Below are 17,248 nucleotides of genomic sequence, written 5' to 3' on the forward strand. Positions count from 1 at the left end.
TTGGGAGCTGGGATAGCTTAGGACACTTTGGTTGCAAATCTCAAACCGGCAGCTCAGAGGTGGTTTTTACGCATTTTTCACCGTACTGCTCCCAGCCGTGCAGCTTGAATTCGGCAAGCCACCGATCCGACGCCATCGCCAGCAGCACGACCTCGACGGACTCCGCGAACCGATCCCGCAGATCTGCGTTGTCGGCCACGAGGTCCGACATGTAACGCTGGCCCGCCATCGACGCGGCGAGCACTCGGACGAATTTCGCAGCATCGAACTCCGGCTTGAGGTCACCCATCGCCAACGCACGCTCGGCCTGCGCCATCCCCTGTGCACCCCAGACTCGTCCGCCGCCCGAATGAACTTCCGCATAGAACTCCGGCTCGACGATCAACCGGAATTCGGCACGCACGATCACGTCGTTCTGGAAGTTCTGGGCAATGTCGTCGACGATCCCCCGGATCACGTAGAACGGATGCGCAGTGGTGTCGGCCCATTTCTCCATGATGGCGACGTACCGGTCCAGCCCGGCCCCGAGCACAGCTCGGGCCAGATCTTCCTTGGATTGGAAGTGAAAGTACATCGCCCCCTTGGTGGCATTGGAGCCCTCCAAGATGGTGTTGACGGATGCCGCTGCATATCCGCGCTTGGCGAACTCCGCCGCCGCTGCCTCTACGATCGCCGCCCGGGTCCGCCGTGCGCGCTCTTGTTGTGCCATTTGATCCGTGCCTCCGAGCCCCAAGCGCCCTGCGTATCCGCAGGTAGTACAGAGAGAGAGTACTTCACCCGAACGACACGCGAGTCGACTCACCTACGGTTCGGTTCGACACATGCAGCCGACACAAAAATCGGTTAGGCAAGTGAAACAAGCCGGATGGTATGATCTGCGCGGCTCGAGTGCGCTGCAGGGGGTGCGCACTCGAGCCGTTCTCGTTCGGTCGCCAACCTCGCCCGTGAACAACCCCGACCTCGTCGAAGCCGACGTCGAGCGCATCCGCACCGATCCGCGTCCGCCTCTCCGCCGGGAGCTGTCGAGACTTCCTGCACCGAGCACATCGAATCGCCCGCACTGCATCGATCAGTGCCACTCACATTCGATTGAAAATCGAATTACATTTCGCTGTAACGGATCTCGAGTGCCGGCTACTTCGCCATGCTCGTTAGCTTTTCAAAACTGTTGCTCATCAACTGATTACATTCGATCATGCGCCTGACGCCGGTCAAATCCGTTGCTGGATAAACGATGTGAGACCACCCGCTCGGTAACGTTTTCGACACGTTCCCAGCGTCACCCCGGGTTCGCCTGGGCGATACCCTACTGTGAAATACGCCACATCGGCAGTTCCGCCAATCGGAGACGAGTGAATGCCATGAAGGTAGCGATCCGCGTATGTCGTTCCGTTGCAGCGATGTTCGCGGTGTCGATCCTCACCCTGACGACGGCAGGCACTTCGGCTGCAGACCCCATAGGCAACTTCGTGGACCCCGTCGCCGATCCTGCCCTCTACCTCCCCACCCCACTGGGCGAGCCCTGGTTCGATCCACCCGCCGACTACGAACAACAACCTCCCGGGTCGGTCCTGGCAACCCGGAAAGTGACCGTCGGCCCGCTCATCACGCCGGTCACCTCGACTCAGATCCTGTTCCGCACCAACGATTCCAAAGACCGGCCCGTCGCAGCCGCTACCACCGTGATCGTGCCGATCGCCCCGTGGACCGGGGCCGGCAGCCGGCCCGTCGTGGCCTACAACATGGCCATCAACTCCCTCGGCAACACGTGCGCGCCGTCCTGGATGCTCCCGCGGGGGCTCGCCAGGGAAATCCCGGCGGTGCAGGCGTTCCTGGCCAAGAACTACGCCGTGGTCGTCACCGATCACGAAGGACCACGACAGGCTTACGCCGCCGGACGCATGGCTGCGCACGCAGTGCTGGACGCCCTCCGTGCGATGGTCCGGCTACCCGAGCTCGGCTTACCCGCATCGTCTCCGATCGCGATGACGGGGTATTCGGGTGGGGCAATCGCCACCGGATGGGCGGCGCAGATGGCCCCCACCTATGCGCCCGAGGTCAATCTGGTCGGCGCGGCGTTCGGTGGCCCGCCGACCGACTACCGGATTCTGCTGACGTCGATGAACGGAACCGTCGCATCGACGCTCTTCTTGTCCGCCGCGCTCGGAGTGGCCCGCGAGTACCCCGAACTCTTCACGCTGATGAACGACAACGGACTGCGCCTGGCCACGGTCGCCAGAGACCTGTGCGTGGGCCTGCTCGCCCCGGGCGGAGTGGTGGCCCCGATCCCGGCACAGGCACTTTCGGACATTCCGGGCGTCGATCATACCGCCATCGCCGAGAGCGTCATTGCCGCGACCCGCCTCGGCGGTAACCTCGCACCCACCATCCCGACCATGATCTACCAGGGACAACAGGAGTTCTGGATTCCTCGGCACGGAGCCGAAACCCTGTACGACGAGTGGTGCGCCCAAGGTGCGGACGTCCGACTCGAGGAGTATCTCGGTGAGCACCTGGTGGTCGCGCTGAGCGGGATTCCGGGTGCGTACGCCTGGATCGACGACCGACTGGCCGGCATTCCTGCTCCGAGCGGCTGCAGCAGCTTCGGACGCTGACCGGGCCGAACCACTGCCGGGGGTACATGCCCGTCGGTGCTGCGCGGCCCATTACACTTTCGAGCCGCGCCCCTATAGCTCAGTTGGTAGAGCTACGGACTTTTAATCCGCAGGTCGTAGGTTCGAGTCCTACTGGGGGCACCACACCGATCGAGTAACAGTGATCACAGCTGTTCGGAACGTACACTCGGACGTAACGATCGGTCGATATCGAGCGACGTGCAGGGGGACTGCAGCGGTCGTGAATTCGCTTGGGCCGGCCGGGAGATCGGCGCTCGGGATATTCACGTCGATCGACGTCGAACATCACGACCGCCGGAACAGTAAGTGAACAGGCACGACACGGTTCACACCGAACCTACGGTGCCGTAGGCTGGACCGGTCGTACGCAATCTATGGAGGCGATCTAATGGCGAGGGATCTGACACAGCTCGAGCTTCTGCAAGAGCTGGTGCCCACTGCCGAGGACAATGTGAACCGTCACATATCGATGGCGCGGGAGTGGCATCCACACGACTACGTGCCGTGGGACGAAGGCCGCAACTTCGCCGCACTCGGCGGCAAGGACTACGACCCCGAGCAGTCCAAGCTCTCCGACGTCGCCCAGGCAGCGATGATCACCAACCTGCTCACCGAGGACAACCTGCCGTCCTACCACCGTGAGATCGCCGAGAACTTCTCCCGCGACGGTGCCTGGGGAACCTGGGTCGGCCGCTGGACCGCCGAAGAGAACCGACACGGCATCGTCATGCGCGACTACCTCGTCGTCACCCGCGGCGTCGATCCCGTCGCTCTCGAAGAAGCCCGCATGATCCACATGACGAACGGCTACGCCTCACCCGCCGGCACGCAGGTCGGTCTGCTGCATTCGGTCGCGTACGTGACGTTCCAGGAACTCGCCACCCGCGTCTCGCACCGCAACACCGGCAAGGTCTGCGACGACCCGATCGCCGACCGGATGCTGCAGCGCATCGCCGCCGACGAGAACCTGCACATGATCTTCTACCGCAACATCACCGGCGCGGCGATGGACATCTCCCCCGATCAGACGCTGCAGGCCGTCTCGGACATCGTGACGAACTTCGTCATGCCCGGTGCCGGGATGCCGAACTTCCGACGCAACGGCGTGTTGATGGCCAAGCACGGCATCTACGACCTGCGTCAGCACCTCGAGGACGTCGTCTGGCCGGTACTGCGCAAATGGAACGTCTTCGAGCGCAACGACTTCACCGCACGCGGTGAGAACAAGCGTGAGGAACTCGCCGCGTTCCTCGAAGACCTCGAACGTCAGGCCACCAAGTTCGAGGAAATGCGAGACCGCTCCCTCGCCCGCGAACGCGCCAAGGCCGAAGCCCGCGCGTCGTAAGCACCGAACTGCTGGTGTGCCCGGTACCGACCTTCGGTGCCGGGCACCACTGTTTTCTCCCGCAAGTTCTCCCTCCGTTCCGAAGGCTCTTCTCATGACACTGCAGATCGGCTCACTCGAGTTGCGCAGCCCCGTCGTCCTCGCACCGATGGCAGGCGTCACCAATGTGGCGTTCCGCACCCTCTGCCGCGAGCAGGAGTTGGAGCGGGCCGGCAGCACTTCGGGTCTGTACGTCTGCGAGATGGTCACGGCGCGGGCGCTGGTCGAACGGCAGCCGGCCACGATGCACATGACGACCTTCGGGCCCACCGAAACCCCACGGTCGCTGCAGCTCTACACCGTCGACCCGGATACCACGTACGCCGCAGCGAAGATGATCGTCGACGACGACCTGGCCGACCACATCGACATGAACTTCGGCTGCCCGGTTCCCAAGGTCACCCGAAAGGGCGGCGGCGCTGCGCTGCCCTACAAACGGAACCTGTTCGGCCGCATCGTCGCGGCTGCCGTCAAGGCGACCGAGGGCACCGACATCCCCGTCACCGTCAAGTTCCGTGTCGGTATCGACGAGAACCACCACACTCATCTCGACGCAGGCCGAATCGCCGCCGACGAGGGTGCAGCCGCAGTGGCATTGCACGCCAGAACCGCCTCTCAGCGTTACTCCGGCACCGCGGACTGGAACGAGATCGCTCGACTCAAGGAGCACGTCACCGGTATCCCGGTACTGGGTAACGGCGATATCTTCTCTGCATCCGACGCGGTCCGCATGATGGCGGAGACCGGTTGTGACGGCGTCGTCGTCGGGCGGGGTTGCCTCGGGCGGCCGTGGCTGTTCGCCGAACTCAGCGCTCGTCTGAACGGTCGACCCGAGCCCACGCCTCCCACCCTGGGCGAGGTGGCCACGATCATCGCTCGCCATGCCGAGTTGCTGGCTCAGCACCACGGTGAGAACAAGGGTCTACGCGAGCTCCGCAAGCACGTGTCGTGGTACCTCCGCGGGTTCCCCGCAGGATCGGACCTTCGAGTCTCGATGGCGTTGGTGTCCACGCTCGCCGAACTGGACGATCTTCTGGCCCAACTCGATCCGAAAATTCCGTTTCCCAAGGACGCCGAGGGCCCCCGCGGCCGGCAGGGCTCGCCGGGTGCGGTCTCGCTGCCCGACGGTTGGCTCGACGATCCCGAGGACGTGTGCGTCCCCGCCGGTGCAGACCTGATGCATTCCGGCGGCTGATTCCTCTCCCCACCGGCCCTCACCTCGCACGAAGTGGACCATGCCGCTCGAGTCAGTACTATGGCTTGGATTGCCGAGTAGGCGGCGCGTGCGTGTGATGGAAGGCCAGGTTCGGAATTCGTGGGAGACGATCGAGAGTCGGGCCCGTCTGTGCCCGAGGGTCGCGCCCCATGGGAGCGCCCGATTTCCGCAATCGGACGAACCGGCGCAGACGGACGATCCGGACAACGCCCATCTCGGTCGGAGCGGCCTTCCACACCCGACTCCGAGACGCCTCCGCAGCCTGGTGACAGCGGCAGGCTCGGCAAACGCTCACCCCGCAATGCAGACACTGTCTCGGTTGCCGAGTTGGTGGACAAGATGTCGCGCTCGGGATCGATGCGGAAGGTGCCGGCCGAACGCCCCGATGTCGAGGAGCCGACCGAGGTCATCGCCCCGATCACCGACTCCACTCCCTCTCCGGCCCGAGCAGTACCGTCGCCTCCGCATGCAGCACCGGTTCCGGTCGGCGCGCCCGCCACGGATCGCCCGGCGCTGACGCGGTTGGCAATGAGCCGGGTGCGTCGACGCCGTCGGGTGCGGATGATCGGTCGAAGCCTGGTCTCCCTGATCGCGATACTGTCGGTGGCCCTGACCGGAGTGGTGTGGGGATATCTCCGCAATACCGACCAAGGATTTCTCCAGGTCGCCGCTCTCGATCCCGATTCGACCGACGTCGTCGACGCGGCAGGCCAGTACGGCGACGAGACCTACCTGATCGTGGGCACCGACACCCGCGCCGGGGCCAGCGGTGAGGTGGGCGCGGGTACCGTCGCCGATGCCGAGGGATCTCGCTCGGACACAGTCATGCTGGTCAACATCCCGGCCGATCGCAGTCGCGTCGTCGCCGTCTCGTTTCCCCGGGATCTCGACGTGACGCGTCCGGAGTGCGAGGCGTTCGACAACGTCACCAACACCTACACCGGGGAGATGTTCCCCGAGGCCTACGGCGACAAGCTCAACGCCACCTATGCCCTCGGCGGCCCCAAGTGCCTGGTCAAGACCATCCAGAAGATCTCGGGTCTGCGCATCGGACATTTCGTCGGGATGGACTTCGCCGGGTTCGAATCCATGGTCGACGAGGTCGGCGGTGTCGAGGTCTGTACTCCGCAGCCGCTCGTCGACTACGAACTGGGAGACGTACTTCCCAACGCGGGCACACAGCGCATCGACGGCCGCACCGCTCTGAACTACGTGCGGGCGCGCAACGTCGAATCGGAGGGCAACGGCGACTACGGCCGCATCAAACGGCAGCAGCGTTTCCTTTCCTCGCTGCTGCGGTCTGCACTGTCGAACAAGGTGTTGCTCGATCCGGGCAAACTCAACGGGTTCGTCAATGCATTCACCTCGGACACGTTCGTGGAGAACGTCAAGACTCAGGACCTGGTGACGCTGGGACGCTCACTGCAGAACGTGGATGCGGGTGCGGTCACCTTCCTGACCATCCCCACCACCGGCACCAACGACTACGGCAACGAGATCCCCAACGAGGACGCCATCGGTGCCATCTTCCAGGCGATCATCGACGACGCACCGTTGCCCGGGGAGGAACGCGCAGAGCCGGTGGCACCGGAATCGCCCGCACCGGCCGCCGTTCCCGACGCCCCGCTGTTGGCGGTCGAACCGGGAACCGTGTCCCTGCAGGTGTCCAACGCGTCCGACATTCCAGGGATGGCTCAGACCGCATCCGACGAGCTCGCGGTCTACGGATTCCAGATCCTGACGGTCGGCAACTTCTCGGGTACCGCCGCCCAGACCGTGGTGCGCTACTCCCAGGATCAAGAGGCGGCTGCGGCGACGGTCGCGTCGGCAATCCCCGGTGCCGCCATCGAGCTGGCGCCGAGCCTGAACAATGTCGTCGAGGTCGTGCTGGGCTCGAACTATCCTGGCTCGACCCAGTATCCGACGCCCTTCGGCACCCGAATCGATCCCACTCAGGTGGAAGGCACAACCGAGAGTGCTCCCCTTCCGGCGGATCTTTCGTACACCAATGCCGCCGACGACACGTGCGCCTGACTCCATTCATGCCCCGTTAACCCTCGCGACAGAGAACTGGTCGATGTGACCTACTAAACTTCGCTCATGCGCGTCGCCTACAACGAACAGATGAACGAGCTTGCCGATCTCCTCGGAGAGATGGCGAGCCTGGCTGGTACGGCCATGGAAAAGGCCACTCAGTCCCTCCTTCAAGCAGACCTGGTGCTCGCAGAGCAGGTCATTTCCGAACACGACAGGATCACCGAGCTCAGCGCGGTGTGCGAGGAGAAGGCCTTCACGCTTCTCGCCCTGCAGGCTCCGGTCGCAGGCGATCTCCGTTCGGTGGTGGCCGGCATTCAGATCGTTGCCGACATCGACCGCATGGGTGCACTCGCACTGCACGTCGCCAAGATCACCCGTCGCCGGCACCCGAACCACGCCCTCCCCGAGGTCGTCAACGGTTACTTCGCCGAGATGGGCCGCCTCGCAGTCCAGATCGGTGCTTCGGCACGTGAGGTCCTCGAGACCCGCGATCCCGAGCGCGCCGCGAAGCTGCAGGAGGAGGACGAGGCAATGGACGATCTGCACCGTCACCTCTTCACGGTGCTGATGGACCGCGAGTGGAGCCACGGCGTCGCTGCTGCAGTGGACGTGACCTTGCTGGGTCGCTTCTACGAGCGTTTCGCCGATCACGCCGTCGAGGTCGGACGTCGAGTGATCTTCCTGGTGACGGGTGAGCTGCCCATCGACCTGAGCCACAACAACATCCCCACCTCGTAGGACCTGTCCACCTCGAGGCCGAGTAGCGCTGCCCCGGCAGTCGCTACTCGGTTCTCGCGTCGGAGCAGCGAGCGCAGCCACACACCAACCGAAAGAACCCCCGCCGAGCTTTCGCTCTGCGGGGGTTCTTCGTCGATGTGGGTGTTTATCCGAAGCGGCCGGAGATGTAGTCCTCGGTGGCCTTCTGCGTCGGGTTGGAGAAGATCTTCTCGGTGTCGTCGATCTCGATGAGCTTGCCGGGCTTGCCGGTCGCCTCGAGGTTGAAGAAGCCGGTCTGATCGCTCACACGCGCGGCCTGCTGCATGTTGTGCGTGACGATCACGATGGTGAAGTCCTGCTTGAGTTCCTGGATCAGGTCCTCGATGGCGAGGGTGGAGATCGGGTCGAGGGCCGAGCACGGCTCGTCCATCAGCAGAACGTCGGGCGAGACTGCGATCGCGCGAGCGATGCACAGGCGCTGCTGCTGGCCACCGGAGAGGCCGCCACCGGGCTTGTCGAGGCGGTCCTTGACCTCGTTCCAGAGGTTGGCTCCCTTGAGCGAGCGCTCGGCGATCTCGTCGAGTTCCTTCTTGCCGCGGCCACCCTGCAGCTTCAGCCCCGCAACGACGTTGTCCTTGATCGACATCGTCGGGAAGGGGTTGGGGCGCTGGAAGACCATGCCGATGGTGCGACGCACGCCGACGGGATCGACGCCGCTGCCGTAGATGTCTTCGCCGTCGAGCAGCACCGAACCTTCGACGCGGGCACCCGGGGTGACCTCGTGCATGCGGTTGAGCGAACGCAGGACGGTCGACTTACCGCAGCCGGAGGGTCCGATGAACGCGGTGACGCTGCGCGGCGGCACGGCCAGAGTGACGTCGGAGACGGCGTGGAATTTGCCGTAGTAGATGTTGACGTCTTTGAGATCGAGACGCTTTGCCATGTTCTTCGTTCCTTAGGATTCGCTGGAGTCGGGTGGGTCAGAAGCTCTTGGGCGAGAAGAACTTCGAGACCAACTTCGCGCCGATGTTGAGTATTGCGACGATCAGGATCAGCGTCAGGGCTGCTCCCCACATGCGCTCAGCGGTGAGCACGCCGGTTCCTGCTTTCTGCAGGTCGACCATCATGAGCGGCAGAGACGTCTGCGGCCCCTCGAAGATGTTGAAGTTGATGGCGGTCGCGGATCCCACCAGGATCAGCACCGGTGCCGTCTCTCCCATGACTCGGGCCAGGGCGAGCATGATTCCGGTGACGATGCCGGACAGCGCGGTGGGGATGACGATCTTGGCGATGGTCTTCCACTTCGGCACACCCAGCGCGTAGGACGCCTCGCGCAGGTCCTGGGGGACGATGCGGAGCATCTCCTCGGCGGAGCGCACGATCACGGGGATCATCAGGAGCACGAGTGCGAAAGCGACGGCCACACCGGAGCGCTGGAATCCGAAGGTAGCGATCCAGAGTGCGTAGATGAACAGCGCCGCGACGATCGACGGAACGCCGGTCAGGATGTCGACCATGAAGGTCGTCACTCGTGCCAGTCGTGTGCCGACCCCGTACTCGACGAGGTAGATGGCGACGAAGATGCCGATCGGGATGGAGATGACGGCGCAGAACAGTCCTTGCAGGAGCGTGCCGATGATGGCGTGGTACGCACCGCCACCTGCGATGAACTGGGTGACGCCTGCCTGCGAGTTCTGCCACCAGGTGGGTGAGACCACGGCGGAGAGGCCGCGGGAGATCACCGTGTAGAGAACCCAGATCAGCGGCACGAGTGCGACGAGAACCGAGAGGCTGACGAGGATCGTCGCCGAGAGGTTGGATGCCTTGCGCCGAGCGCTGACGCCCTGGAACGTGGGTTCCTTGACGGGCTTGTCCATGGTTGCGGTCATGGGTCAGTCCTTCTTTCCGGCGATGGCGGCGCGGGCACCGGCGTTGACGACAAAGGTCAGGATGAAGAGCACCAGACCCGCGGCGATGTAGGCACCGGCTTGAAGCGGGTTGTTGAACTCGCCTGCGGCCAGCGCGATCTTCGTTGCAAACGTGGAACCGCCGTCGAACAACGTTCCGCCGAATGTCGCCTGGGTACTGCGAATGATGATGTAGAGGGCGATGGTCTCACCGAGTGCGCGACCGAGGCCGAGCATCGAACCGGAGACGAAGCCGGACTTGCCGAACGGAATGACCGTGGTACGCACGACCTCCCAGCGAGTGGCTCCGAGTGCGAGGGCTGCCTCGACCTGACCCTTCGGCGTCTGGATGAACACCTCGCGGGTGACCGCGGCGATGATCGGCAGGATCATGACCGCGAGCACGATGCCACCGGTGAAGATGGTGCCGCCGCCTGCGATCGAGACCGAGCCGGTGCTGAAGAGCGGGAACCAGCCCAGGGACGAGTTGAGCCACTCTGCGAACGGGCTGATGGCGGGCGCGAGGACGTACAGGCCCCAAAGACCGAAGACGATCGACGGGACTGCGGCCAGCAGGTCGATGACGTAGCCGAGCGGTCCGGCGACACGCTTGGGTGCGTAGTTCGTCAGGTAGATGGCGATGCCGAGTGCGACGGGCATCGCGAGGATCAGCGCGAACAGAGACACGGTGACGGTGACCAGGAAGAGGTCGAGTACACCGAACACCATCGCGGAGGTGTTGGAGGTTTCCCAAGCGCCGTTGTAGGTCAGGAAGTTGACCGTGTTGTTCGACAGTGAGGGGATCGCGCGCCAGAGCAGGAAGAGACCCACGGCTGCGATCAAGGCGATGATGAAAATGCCCGCGCCTGTGGCCAGGCCGGAGAATATCCGGTCACCGGGCCGGGTAACGGTCCCCGATGCTTTCGTGTCTGACAATTGTGGTTCTTCCGGTTTGTGCGCGGCACCCGCGGAGGGCACGGTAGCCGCAGAGGGGACGCCGGTCATCGAGTGGGTGTCGCTCATACCGCTCACTGTCTCGTGTGGAGGTCGAGGACGGTCCTGCTTCGGCTCGCGTTGCCGCGAGCCGAAGCAGGATCACGTCTCATTGGATCAGGCGATCGCTTCGATAGCGGTGACCAGGCGCGACTTGAACGCATCGGGGAGCGGCACGTAACCGGCTTCCTCGAGGCCCTGCTGTCCTTCGTTGGCTGCACTGAGCAGGAACGACTTGACTGCTGCCGTGGTCTCGGCGTCGTAGCCCTTCGAGCACACGATCTCGTAGGTCGCGAGGACCAGCGGGTACGTGTCGGCTTCGGTGCTGGCGTAGAGGCCGTCGATGTCGATGACGAGGTCGTTGCCCTCACCCTTGAACTTCGCGGCGTCGATGGCCTTGCCTGCGGTCTCGCTGCTCAGCTCGACCGGTCCGTTGCCGAAGTCGACGGCTGCCTTGCCGAGGCTCTCCTGATCGGCGAAGCCCTTCTCGACGTAGGTGATCGAGCCGGGGGTAGCGGCAACGGCCTGGGCGACGCCCGAGGATCCGTTGGCACCTTCGCCGACGCCACCGGCCCAGTCGGAGCTGTGATCGAGGGTCCACGCCTCGGGAGCCGAAGCGGCGAGGAAGCGCTGGAAGTTGTCGCTGGTGCCCGAGGAATCGGAGCGGTAGACCGGGGTGACCGGGGTCGACGGCAGCGTTGCGCCCTCGTTGAGTGCGGCGATGGCCGGGTCGTTCCAGGTGGTGATCTTGCCGGTGAAGATCTGTGCGATGACGTCCGGGTTGAGCACCAGGTTGTCGACACCCTCGACGTTGTAGGCCACTGCGACCGGTCCGAAGACGAGCGGCAGGTTCCACGCCGGGTTGTTGGCGCAACGAACGGCGGCCTGAGCAGCCTGGTCGTCCTTGATGGACGAGTCGGAGCCCGCGAAGTCGACGAGACCTGCGACGAACTGTGTGCGGCCGTTGCCCGAGCCGCTGGTGGTGTACTCGACGGCCTTGCCGGCGCACACGCCGGAGTAGATCGAGGTGAAGTTGGACATCGCGTTCTGCTGAGCGGAGGAGCCCTCACCGGTCAGCGGAGACTTGCCTTCGCATGTAGCCGAAGATTCGGATGCGCCGCCCGGGGTCTCGACGTTCGCGTCGCTACCGCATGCGGTCAGCAACATGGCACTGATGGCCACTGCACTCATGAGAGCACCGTTGCGCTTGAGGTTCACCTGTTTCCTCCGAGGAATCTTGGGCCGTGTCCACGGCACGGACCTGATCGGCCGCGCTGTGACTGTGTGGGTGCCGGCTCGTCAAGAGAACCTCGCACCAGGCGGCGTAGGTTGCCGCCCATGGAGAAAGGTAAGGGCAGGTGGTAGACGTTTACCCCCGCGTGGGTGAACGGAAGATGAACACCACAGTGGAAATGTCCGTTTACGCGCTGCGCGCGTACGCGGCGTCCACATGGTAATTCTCGAAGCCGAGCTTGGTGTACGTGTGCACTGCAGCGGTGTTGTCGGCCTCGACGTACAGCATGATCTGGCCCAGTTCGCGGTTGCGGAGGTAATGGAGGCCGGCCAGCGTCAGGACTCGACCCAGACCACGCCCCTGCGACTGCGGATCTATGCCGACCACGTACACCTCGCCGATGGCCGGCTCCGCGCCTGCAGCCGGATGGACCTTGGTCCAGTGGAATCCCAGGAGGCGGTCGCCGCCCTCCTCGAAGGCCAGGAACAGACCTGCCGGGTCGAACCACGATTCGTCTCGACGTGAAGAGATGTCGCGGTCGGTCCAGCCACCCTGTTCGGGATGCCAGGAGAAGGCCGCGTTGTTCACGCGCAGAAGCTCGGCGTCGTCCTGATGTCCACGATAGGTTCGCAGCGAAATACCGTCCGGCACAACGACATCCGGGAGTTCCGGATGCGCGGACGCTCGGCGCATCTGCAACAGCTCTCGAACCACGGTGAGCCCGAGCCGCGCCGCAACGGACTGCGCGGCAGGCAAATTTCCGTGCGCCCACACTCGGGTGTCGGTCCCGATTTCGAGTGCGCGAAAAACCAATTCGCGTCCGACGCCGCGGCCGCGAGACGACGGATCGACGACCGCCTCGGCCATCCCGTCGGCGATACCGACGTACCCGACGACGCGATCACCCTCGGTGGAAACGAAACGAACGACCTTCTCACCCTCGTCGACAGCCTTGACGGCCTGCTCCGACAGTGGCGCTGTGCCGTCCACTTCCGTTGCACGGGAAAGGATCTGGTGGATCTCGTAGGAAACGCGCGAAGACGGTGCGTCGCCGTCGATGGGATGGACGCCGAACGCAGTATCCGAACTCATCTACGAGAGAGTACTCTCTTGCTCGAACTCGCAATCCGCATCGCCCGAGTCGCCGCCGGCAGCATCCACGGTCGCCTGGCCGCCCTTCGCGTTGCGCGAGGGCCGAACGGCCTTGTACCCCACGTTGCGTACCGTTCCGATCAGTGACTCGTATTCGGTACCCAGCTTGGCGCGCAGGCGTCGTACATGGACGTCGACGGTGCGCGTGCCGCCGAAGAAGTCGTAACCCCATACTTCCTGCAGAAGTTGGGCGCGCGTGAACACCCGACCCGCATGCTGAGCCAAGTACTTGAGCAGCTCGAATTCCTTGTAGGTCAGATCGAGTGGACGACCCCGCAACCGTGCGGTGTAGGTGCCCTCGTCGATGACCAGTTCGCCGAGCGTGATCTTGCCCGAGGCCTCCGGGCTGGCAACGCCGCCGCTGCGACCGACCAGCAACCGCAGTCGGGCGTCGAGTTCTGCTGGACCGGTGCCGGGAAGCAGGATGTCGTCGAGGCCCCAATCGGAGTTCACCGCGACGAGCCCGCCTTCGGTGAGGACTGCGACGACGGGGATTGCCGATCCGGTACTTCCCAACAGGCGACACAGACCACGAGCGGCAGCAAGGTCGGTACGAGCATCGACCAGGGCGATGTCCGCCGAACCGGCTTCGAGGAGCGAGGACACCTCGGTGGGGACCGGCCGTATGTTGTGCGCGAGAAGGGCAAGAGACGGCAGAACGCCCTCAGGATTGGGATCCGAGGTCAGTAGTAGGAGCTCCACCGCGTCTCCATTCTTACTGCTTGCCGGTCCAGCCCGGGCTGGATTGGAGTGATCGTCAAGGACACAGACTAGCTTGTCCATACAACTGGCCGAAGAGGGCAGTGCGCGATTCGTCGGTCACAATGGACCCGTGCGCACACTTCTCATCGGACTCGCCAGCCTGCTGGCCCTCGCGCTCGTGGTGGATTTCGGCGCTGCGGCCTACTCGGAATATCGAGTCTCTCGCGCGATTCGCGCCGGTGGCGAGCTCACCTCGGACCCTCAGGTGATCGTGCACGGCTTCCCGTTTCTCACCCAGGCGGCGGACGGCCGCTACCAGAACATCGAGATCCGAGCCCAGGACGTACCGACCGAATACGTCGGCTCGACGACCATCGAGGCCAATCTTCGCGGCGTGCACATCGAGCTGTCCGACTTGATCGACAACAACGTGCGGGCGATCCCGGTCGACGAACTCGACGGCCGCGTCCGTATCGAGGCGACCGACCTCGGCCGGTTCCTCGGCATCGTCGACCTGCAGGTTTCCGCCCCTCCGGCCGACAAGTCCGACGGCACGGGCGGCTCGGGCGGCTCCGGCAAGACCACCACCGGTGGCGTCGTGCTGACCGGAACGGTTCCGGTGGGGCCACTACAGACGACGGTGAGCGTGCAGGCCGACCTACTGCTGCAGGGGGACGGTGTCGCCATCGTGGCGTCGGACTTCTACTTCGGACCGGAGGGTCAGGCCGACTTCACGATTCCCGACTTCGCCAAGCCCACGGTGCTCGGTTTGTTCACCAAGACCATCGAGCGGCAGAGCTTGCCGTTCGGTCTCCTTCCGACCGACGTCTACGCGGAAGGCTCGCAGATCGTCGTCGAGGGTTCGGGCGACAACGTGACGATCGACCTCAACGAGATCGAGAAGCCGTGACAGGGATCACAGTCCTGATCGTCGTGGCGATCCTCGCCGTCGGCACCGGGCTGTTTCTTCGCAGCCGGTCCGGGGCCGTCCGAGCAGTGCGAAACAGCGACTCCGAGACCGACGCTCTGCGTCCGCTCCTGCTCGACGCGGGCGTCACGACCGCCACCGCGACCGTCCTGCACTTCTCCGCGGACTGGTGCGGACCGTGCGCGGCCGTGCGCCGCGTCGTCCAGCAGGTGCTCGACGACCGGAGCGGTGTCCGCGAAGTCGAACTCGACATCGACGAACACCCGATCCTCGCCCGCGAACTCGGAGTGCTGTCTTTGCCCACGACGTTCGTACTCGACACCGAACTGCGTCGACGCTCCAGAATCGCAGGCGTGCCGTCTGCGGCTGCCCTGCGGTCCGCGCTCGACGCCCTGTGACCGGACCCGTTCGCACCAGCGGTAGGACGCCCCGCTGGTAGAGGGTACGATGCTCTTCGTGTTCTCCCGCCGCGAGCTGATGCTCACCAGTCGACGCACAGTTGATCTGTGTCGACTGGGCGGTTGTTGCTGTCGCTGCTGCTGATTTCCTTCTGCCGCCACGCCCATGCGTGATGTACGGCCCGACGATCGAAATCCACGTCCGAGCACTGCCGATGCGGCGTGCCCCGGCCTCGCACAGGAGTACCTCTCGATGTCGACACCCGACACCAGGACCACCAACCCAACCACCACGATCGACCAGGTCGACGTTCGCGGTCCACGCTTCGCAGCATGGATCACCACCGCCGTCCTGGTCGTCGTTCTTCTCCTGACCACGTTCTCGGTCCCCGCGGCGGCAATCCTGCTCGGGCTACAGGCGATCGTGTTCGGGATCGGAGCCGTCCGCGGACCCAAGCGCAGTCCGTACGGCACGATCTACGCGACGTTCGTCGCACCGAGGCTCTCCCCCACCAGCGAACGCGAGCCGGTGGCTCCGCTCAAGTTCGCGCAGCTGGTGGGCTTCGTCTTCGCCGCTGTGGGAGTACTCGGCTTCGCGCTCGGCGCTCCCGTCGTCGGCACCGTAGCGGCCGGCCTCGCCTTGTTCGCAGCGTTTCTCAACGCCGCGTTCGCGGTCTGCCTCGGCTGCATGATCTACCCCCTCGCGGCTCGGCTGCGCGGAACCTCGCACTCAGCTGCGTAACCTTCACCGATCCATCAAGAAAGACCGAAAGGAACACCATGGCTCGCTCCGACGTCCTGGTCTCTGCCGACTGGGCCGAGCAGAACCTGAACGCACCGAAGACCGTCTTCGTCGAGGTCGACGAAGACGCAAGCGCCTACGACGGCGGACACCTCGACGGTGCGGTCAAGCTCGACTGGCGCAAGGACCTGCAGGACCCGGTTCGCCGCGACTTCCTGAACCAGGAGCAGTTCTCGGATCTGTTGTCCGCCAAGGGCATCAGCAACGACGACACCATCGTCCTGTACGGCGGAAACAACAACTGGTTCGCCGCCTACGCCTACTGGTACTTCAAGCTGTACGGACACAAGGACGTCAAGCTGATCGACGGCGGCCGCAAGAAGTGGGAACTCGACGGCCGGGCGCTGTCGAAGGACGTCGTGAGCCGCGAGACCACGCAGTACCGTGCCGAGGCTCCCGACCTGTCGATCCGTGCATTCCGCGACGAGGTCATCGACGCCATCGGCAACAAGAACCTCATCGACGTGCGTTCGCCCGACGAGTTCTCGGGCAAGATTCTCGCTCCGGCGCACCTGCCGCAGGAACAGGCTCAGCAGCGTGGCCACGTGCCGTCCGCGATCAACATCCCGTGGAGCACCACCGCCAACGAGGACGGCACGTTCAAGTCCGACGAAGCCCTCGAAGAGCTGTACAAGACCAAGGGCTACGACGACGACAAGGCCACCATCGCTTACTGCCGCATCGGTGAGCGTTCGAGCCACACTTGGTTCGTCCTCAAGGAGCTCCTCGGCAAGGAAGACGTCAAGAACTACGACGGCAGCTGGGTCGAATACGGCTCCCTCGTCGGAGCACCCATCGAGTTGGAGGTTCACTGATATGTGTGGAGCACCCGTACAAGGTCAGACCATCCCCGCAGGCGTCGACGTCGAGAAGGAAACGGTCATCACCGGCCGTGTCCTCGCGGGCGACGGTGAGCCCGTGGCCGGCGCGTTCGTGCGTCTGCTCGACGGCACCGGCGAGTTCACCGCAGAGGTCGTCGCGTCGGGCACCGGAGACTTCCGGTTCTTCGCAGCTCCCGGACAGTGGACGCTGCGTGCGCTGTCGGCATCGGGCAACGGCGACACCGTCATCACTCCCGAGGGCGCAGGCGTGCACTCGGCGAACGTCACCGTCGGAGTCTGATTCGACCCGCTCGTACAGAA

17 protein-coding genes and 1 tRNA gene are annotated in these 17,248 nt (G+C 64.4%); 11 read left to right on the forward strand and 7 right to left on the reverse strand.

Translation table 11 applies throughout. The features are described from left to right. Nucleotides 1-40: 40 nt before the first annotated feature. Nucleotides 41-709 carry a TetR family transcriptional regulator gene (locus ACNEOT_RS17235; RefSeq protein WP_415975472.1) on the reverse strand — a complete coding sequence of 223 codons (669 nt, stop codon included), beginning with the start codon at nucleotides 707-709 and terminating at the stop codon, nucleotides 41-43. Between the two features lie 652 nt (nucleotides 710-1,361). Here ACNEOT_RS17235 and ACNEOT_RS17240 point away from each other — a divergent pair. The 6 genes from ACNEOT_RS17240 to phoU all read left to right on the forward strand — a co-directional run bounded on the left by ACNEOT_RS17240 (nucleotide 1,362) and on the right by phoU (nucleotide 8,011). Beyond that, entirely contained in the window at nucleotides 1,362-2,615 is a 1,254-nt protein-coding gene (locus ACNEOT_RS17240; RefSeq protein WP_415975473.1) for a lipase family protein, read from the forward strand. A 68-nt stretch (nucleotides 2,616-2,683) separates the two neighbouring features. Beyond that, nucleotides 2,684-2,759 (forward strand) — tRNA-Lys (locus tag ACNEOT_RS17245). A 265-nt stretch (nucleotides 2,760-3,024) separates the two neighbouring features. After that, the gene (locus ACNEOT_RS17250; RefSeq protein ID WP_415975475.1) at nucleotides 3,025-3,981 is read left to right on the forward strand and encodes an acyl-ACP desaturase; all 957 of its coding nucleotides are present in this window, start codon (nucleotides 3,025-3,027) and stop codon (nucleotides 3,979-3,981) included. A gap of 94 nt (nucleotides 3,982-4,075) precedes the next feature. After that, nucleotides 4,076-5,215, forward strand: a complete 1,140-nt coding sequence (gene dusB, locus ACNEOT_RS17255; RefSeq protein WP_415975477.1) for a tRNA dihydrouridine synthase DusB — start codon at nucleotides 4,076-4,078, stop codon at nucleotides 5,213-5,215. Between the two features lie 120 nt (nucleotides 5,216-5,335). Beyond that, nucleotides 5,336-7,270 (forward strand): LCP family protein, encoded by a 1,935-nt coding sequence (locus tag ACNEOT_RS17260; protein ID WP_415975478.1) that lies wholly within the window; start codon nucleotides 5,336-5,338, stop codon nucleotides 7,268-7,270. 66 nt (nucleotides 7,271-7,336) lie between these two features. After that, nucleotides 7,337-8,011 carry a phosphate signaling complex protein PhoU gene (phoU, locus tag ACNEOT_RS17265; RefSeq protein WP_415975479.1) on the forward strand — a complete coding sequence of 225 codons (675 nt, stop codon included), beginning with the start codon at nucleotides 7,337-7,339 and terminating at the stop codon, nucleotides 8,009-8,011. Between the two features lie 145 nt (nucleotides 8,012-8,156). Here phoU and pstB read toward each other — a convergent pair whose 3' ends face one another. The 6 genes from pstB to ACNEOT_RS17295 all read right to left on the reverse strand — a co-directional run bounded on the left by pstB (nucleotide 8,157) and on the right by ACNEOT_RS17295 (nucleotide 13,978). Beyond that, nucleotides 8,157-8,933, reverse strand: coding sequence for a phosphate ABC transporter ATP-binding protein PstB (pstB, locus tag ACNEOT_RS17270; RefSeq protein WP_094679883.1), 777 nt, complete (start codon nucleotides 8,931-8,933; stop codon nucleotides 8,157-8,159). A 37-nt stretch (nucleotides 8,934-8,970) separates the two neighbouring features. Beyond that, on the reverse strand, nucleotides 8,971-9,879 hold the full coding sequence (gene pstA, locus ACNEOT_RS17275) for a phosphate ABC transporter permease PstA (protein WP_415975480.1): 909 nt from the start codon (nucleotides 9,877-9,879) through the stop codon (nucleotides 8,971-8,973). A gap of 3 nt (nucleotides 9,880-9,882) precedes the next feature. Then, entirely contained in the window at nucleotides 9,883-10,920 is a 1,038-nt protein-coding gene (gene pstC / locus ACNEOT_RS17280) for a phosphate ABC transporter permease subunit PstC (RefSeq protein ID WP_415975482.1), read from the reverse strand. A gap of 87 nt (nucleotides 10,921-11,007) precedes the next feature. Further along, complete coding sequence (pstS, locus tag ACNEOT_RS17285; protein ID WP_415975484.1) at nucleotides 11,008-12,108, reverse strand: phosphate ABC transporter substrate-binding protein PstS; 1,101 nt, start codon at nucleotides 12,106-12,108, stop codon at nucleotides 11,008-11,010. A gap of 202 nt (nucleotides 12,109-12,310) precedes the next feature. Beyond that, nucleotides 12,311-13,216, reverse strand: coding sequence for a mycothiol synthase (gene mshD / locus ACNEOT_RS17290; RefSeq protein WP_415975486.1), 906 nt, complete (start codon nucleotides 13,214-13,216; stop codon nucleotides 12,311-12,313). After that, complete coding sequence (locus ACNEOT_RS17295; RefSeq protein WP_415975488.1) at nucleotides 13,217-13,978, reverse strand: winged helix-turn-helix transcriptional regulator; 762 nt, start codon at nucleotides 13,976-13,978, stop codon at nucleotides 13,217-13,219. It abuts the gene before it with no gap. 130 nt (nucleotides 13,979-14,108) lie between these two features. On the opposite strand from ACNEOT_RS17295, the gene ACNEOT_RS17300 reads away from it, so the two are divergent. The 5 genes from ACNEOT_RS17300 to ACNEOT_RS17320 all read left to right on the forward strand — a co-directional run bounded on the left by ACNEOT_RS17300 (nucleotide 14,109) and on the right by ACNEOT_RS17320 (nucleotide 17,228). Beyond that, nucleotides 14,109-14,888, forward strand: a complete 780-nt coding sequence (locus tag ACNEOT_RS17300) for an LmeA family phospholipid-binding protein (RefSeq protein WP_415975490.1) — start codon at nucleotides 14,109-14,111, stop codon at nucleotides 14,886-14,888. Beyond that, nucleotides 14,885-15,304: a thioredoxin family protein gene (locus ACNEOT_RS17305; RefSeq protein ID WP_415975492.1), complete on the forward strand. Its 420-nt coding sequence runs from the start codon at nucleotides 14,885-14,887 to the stop codon at nucleotides 15,302-15,304. The genes ACNEOT_RS17300 and ACNEOT_RS17305 overlap by 4 nt, the downstream gene beginning before the upstream one ends. 253 nt (nucleotides 15,305-15,557) lie before the next feature. After that, complete coding sequence (locus ACNEOT_RS17310; RefSeq protein WP_415975494.1) at nucleotides 15,558-16,046, forward strand: DUF4395 domain-containing protein; 489 nt, start codon at nucleotides 15,558-15,560, stop codon at nucleotides 16,044-16,046. A gap of 38 nt (nucleotides 16,047-16,084) precedes the next feature. After that, on the forward strand, nucleotides 16,085-16,921 hold the full coding sequence (locus ACNEOT_RS17315; protein ID WP_415975496.1) for a sulfurtransferase: 837 nt from the start codon (nucleotides 16,085-16,087) through the stop codon (nucleotides 16,919-16,921). Nucleotide 16,922: 1 nt separating this feature from the next. Further along, entirely contained in the window at nucleotides 16,923-17,228 is a 306-nt protein-coding gene (locus ACNEOT_RS17320; protein ID WP_415975498.1) for a DUF1416 domain-containing protein, read from the forward strand. Nucleotides 17,229-17,248: the final 20 nt, after the last annotated feature.

The organism is Rhodococcus sp. 077-4 (assembly GCF_047782425.1).
Classification (GTDB): domain Bacteria; phylum Actinomycetota; class Actinomycetes; order Mycobacteriales; family Mycobacteriaceae; genus Rhodococcoides.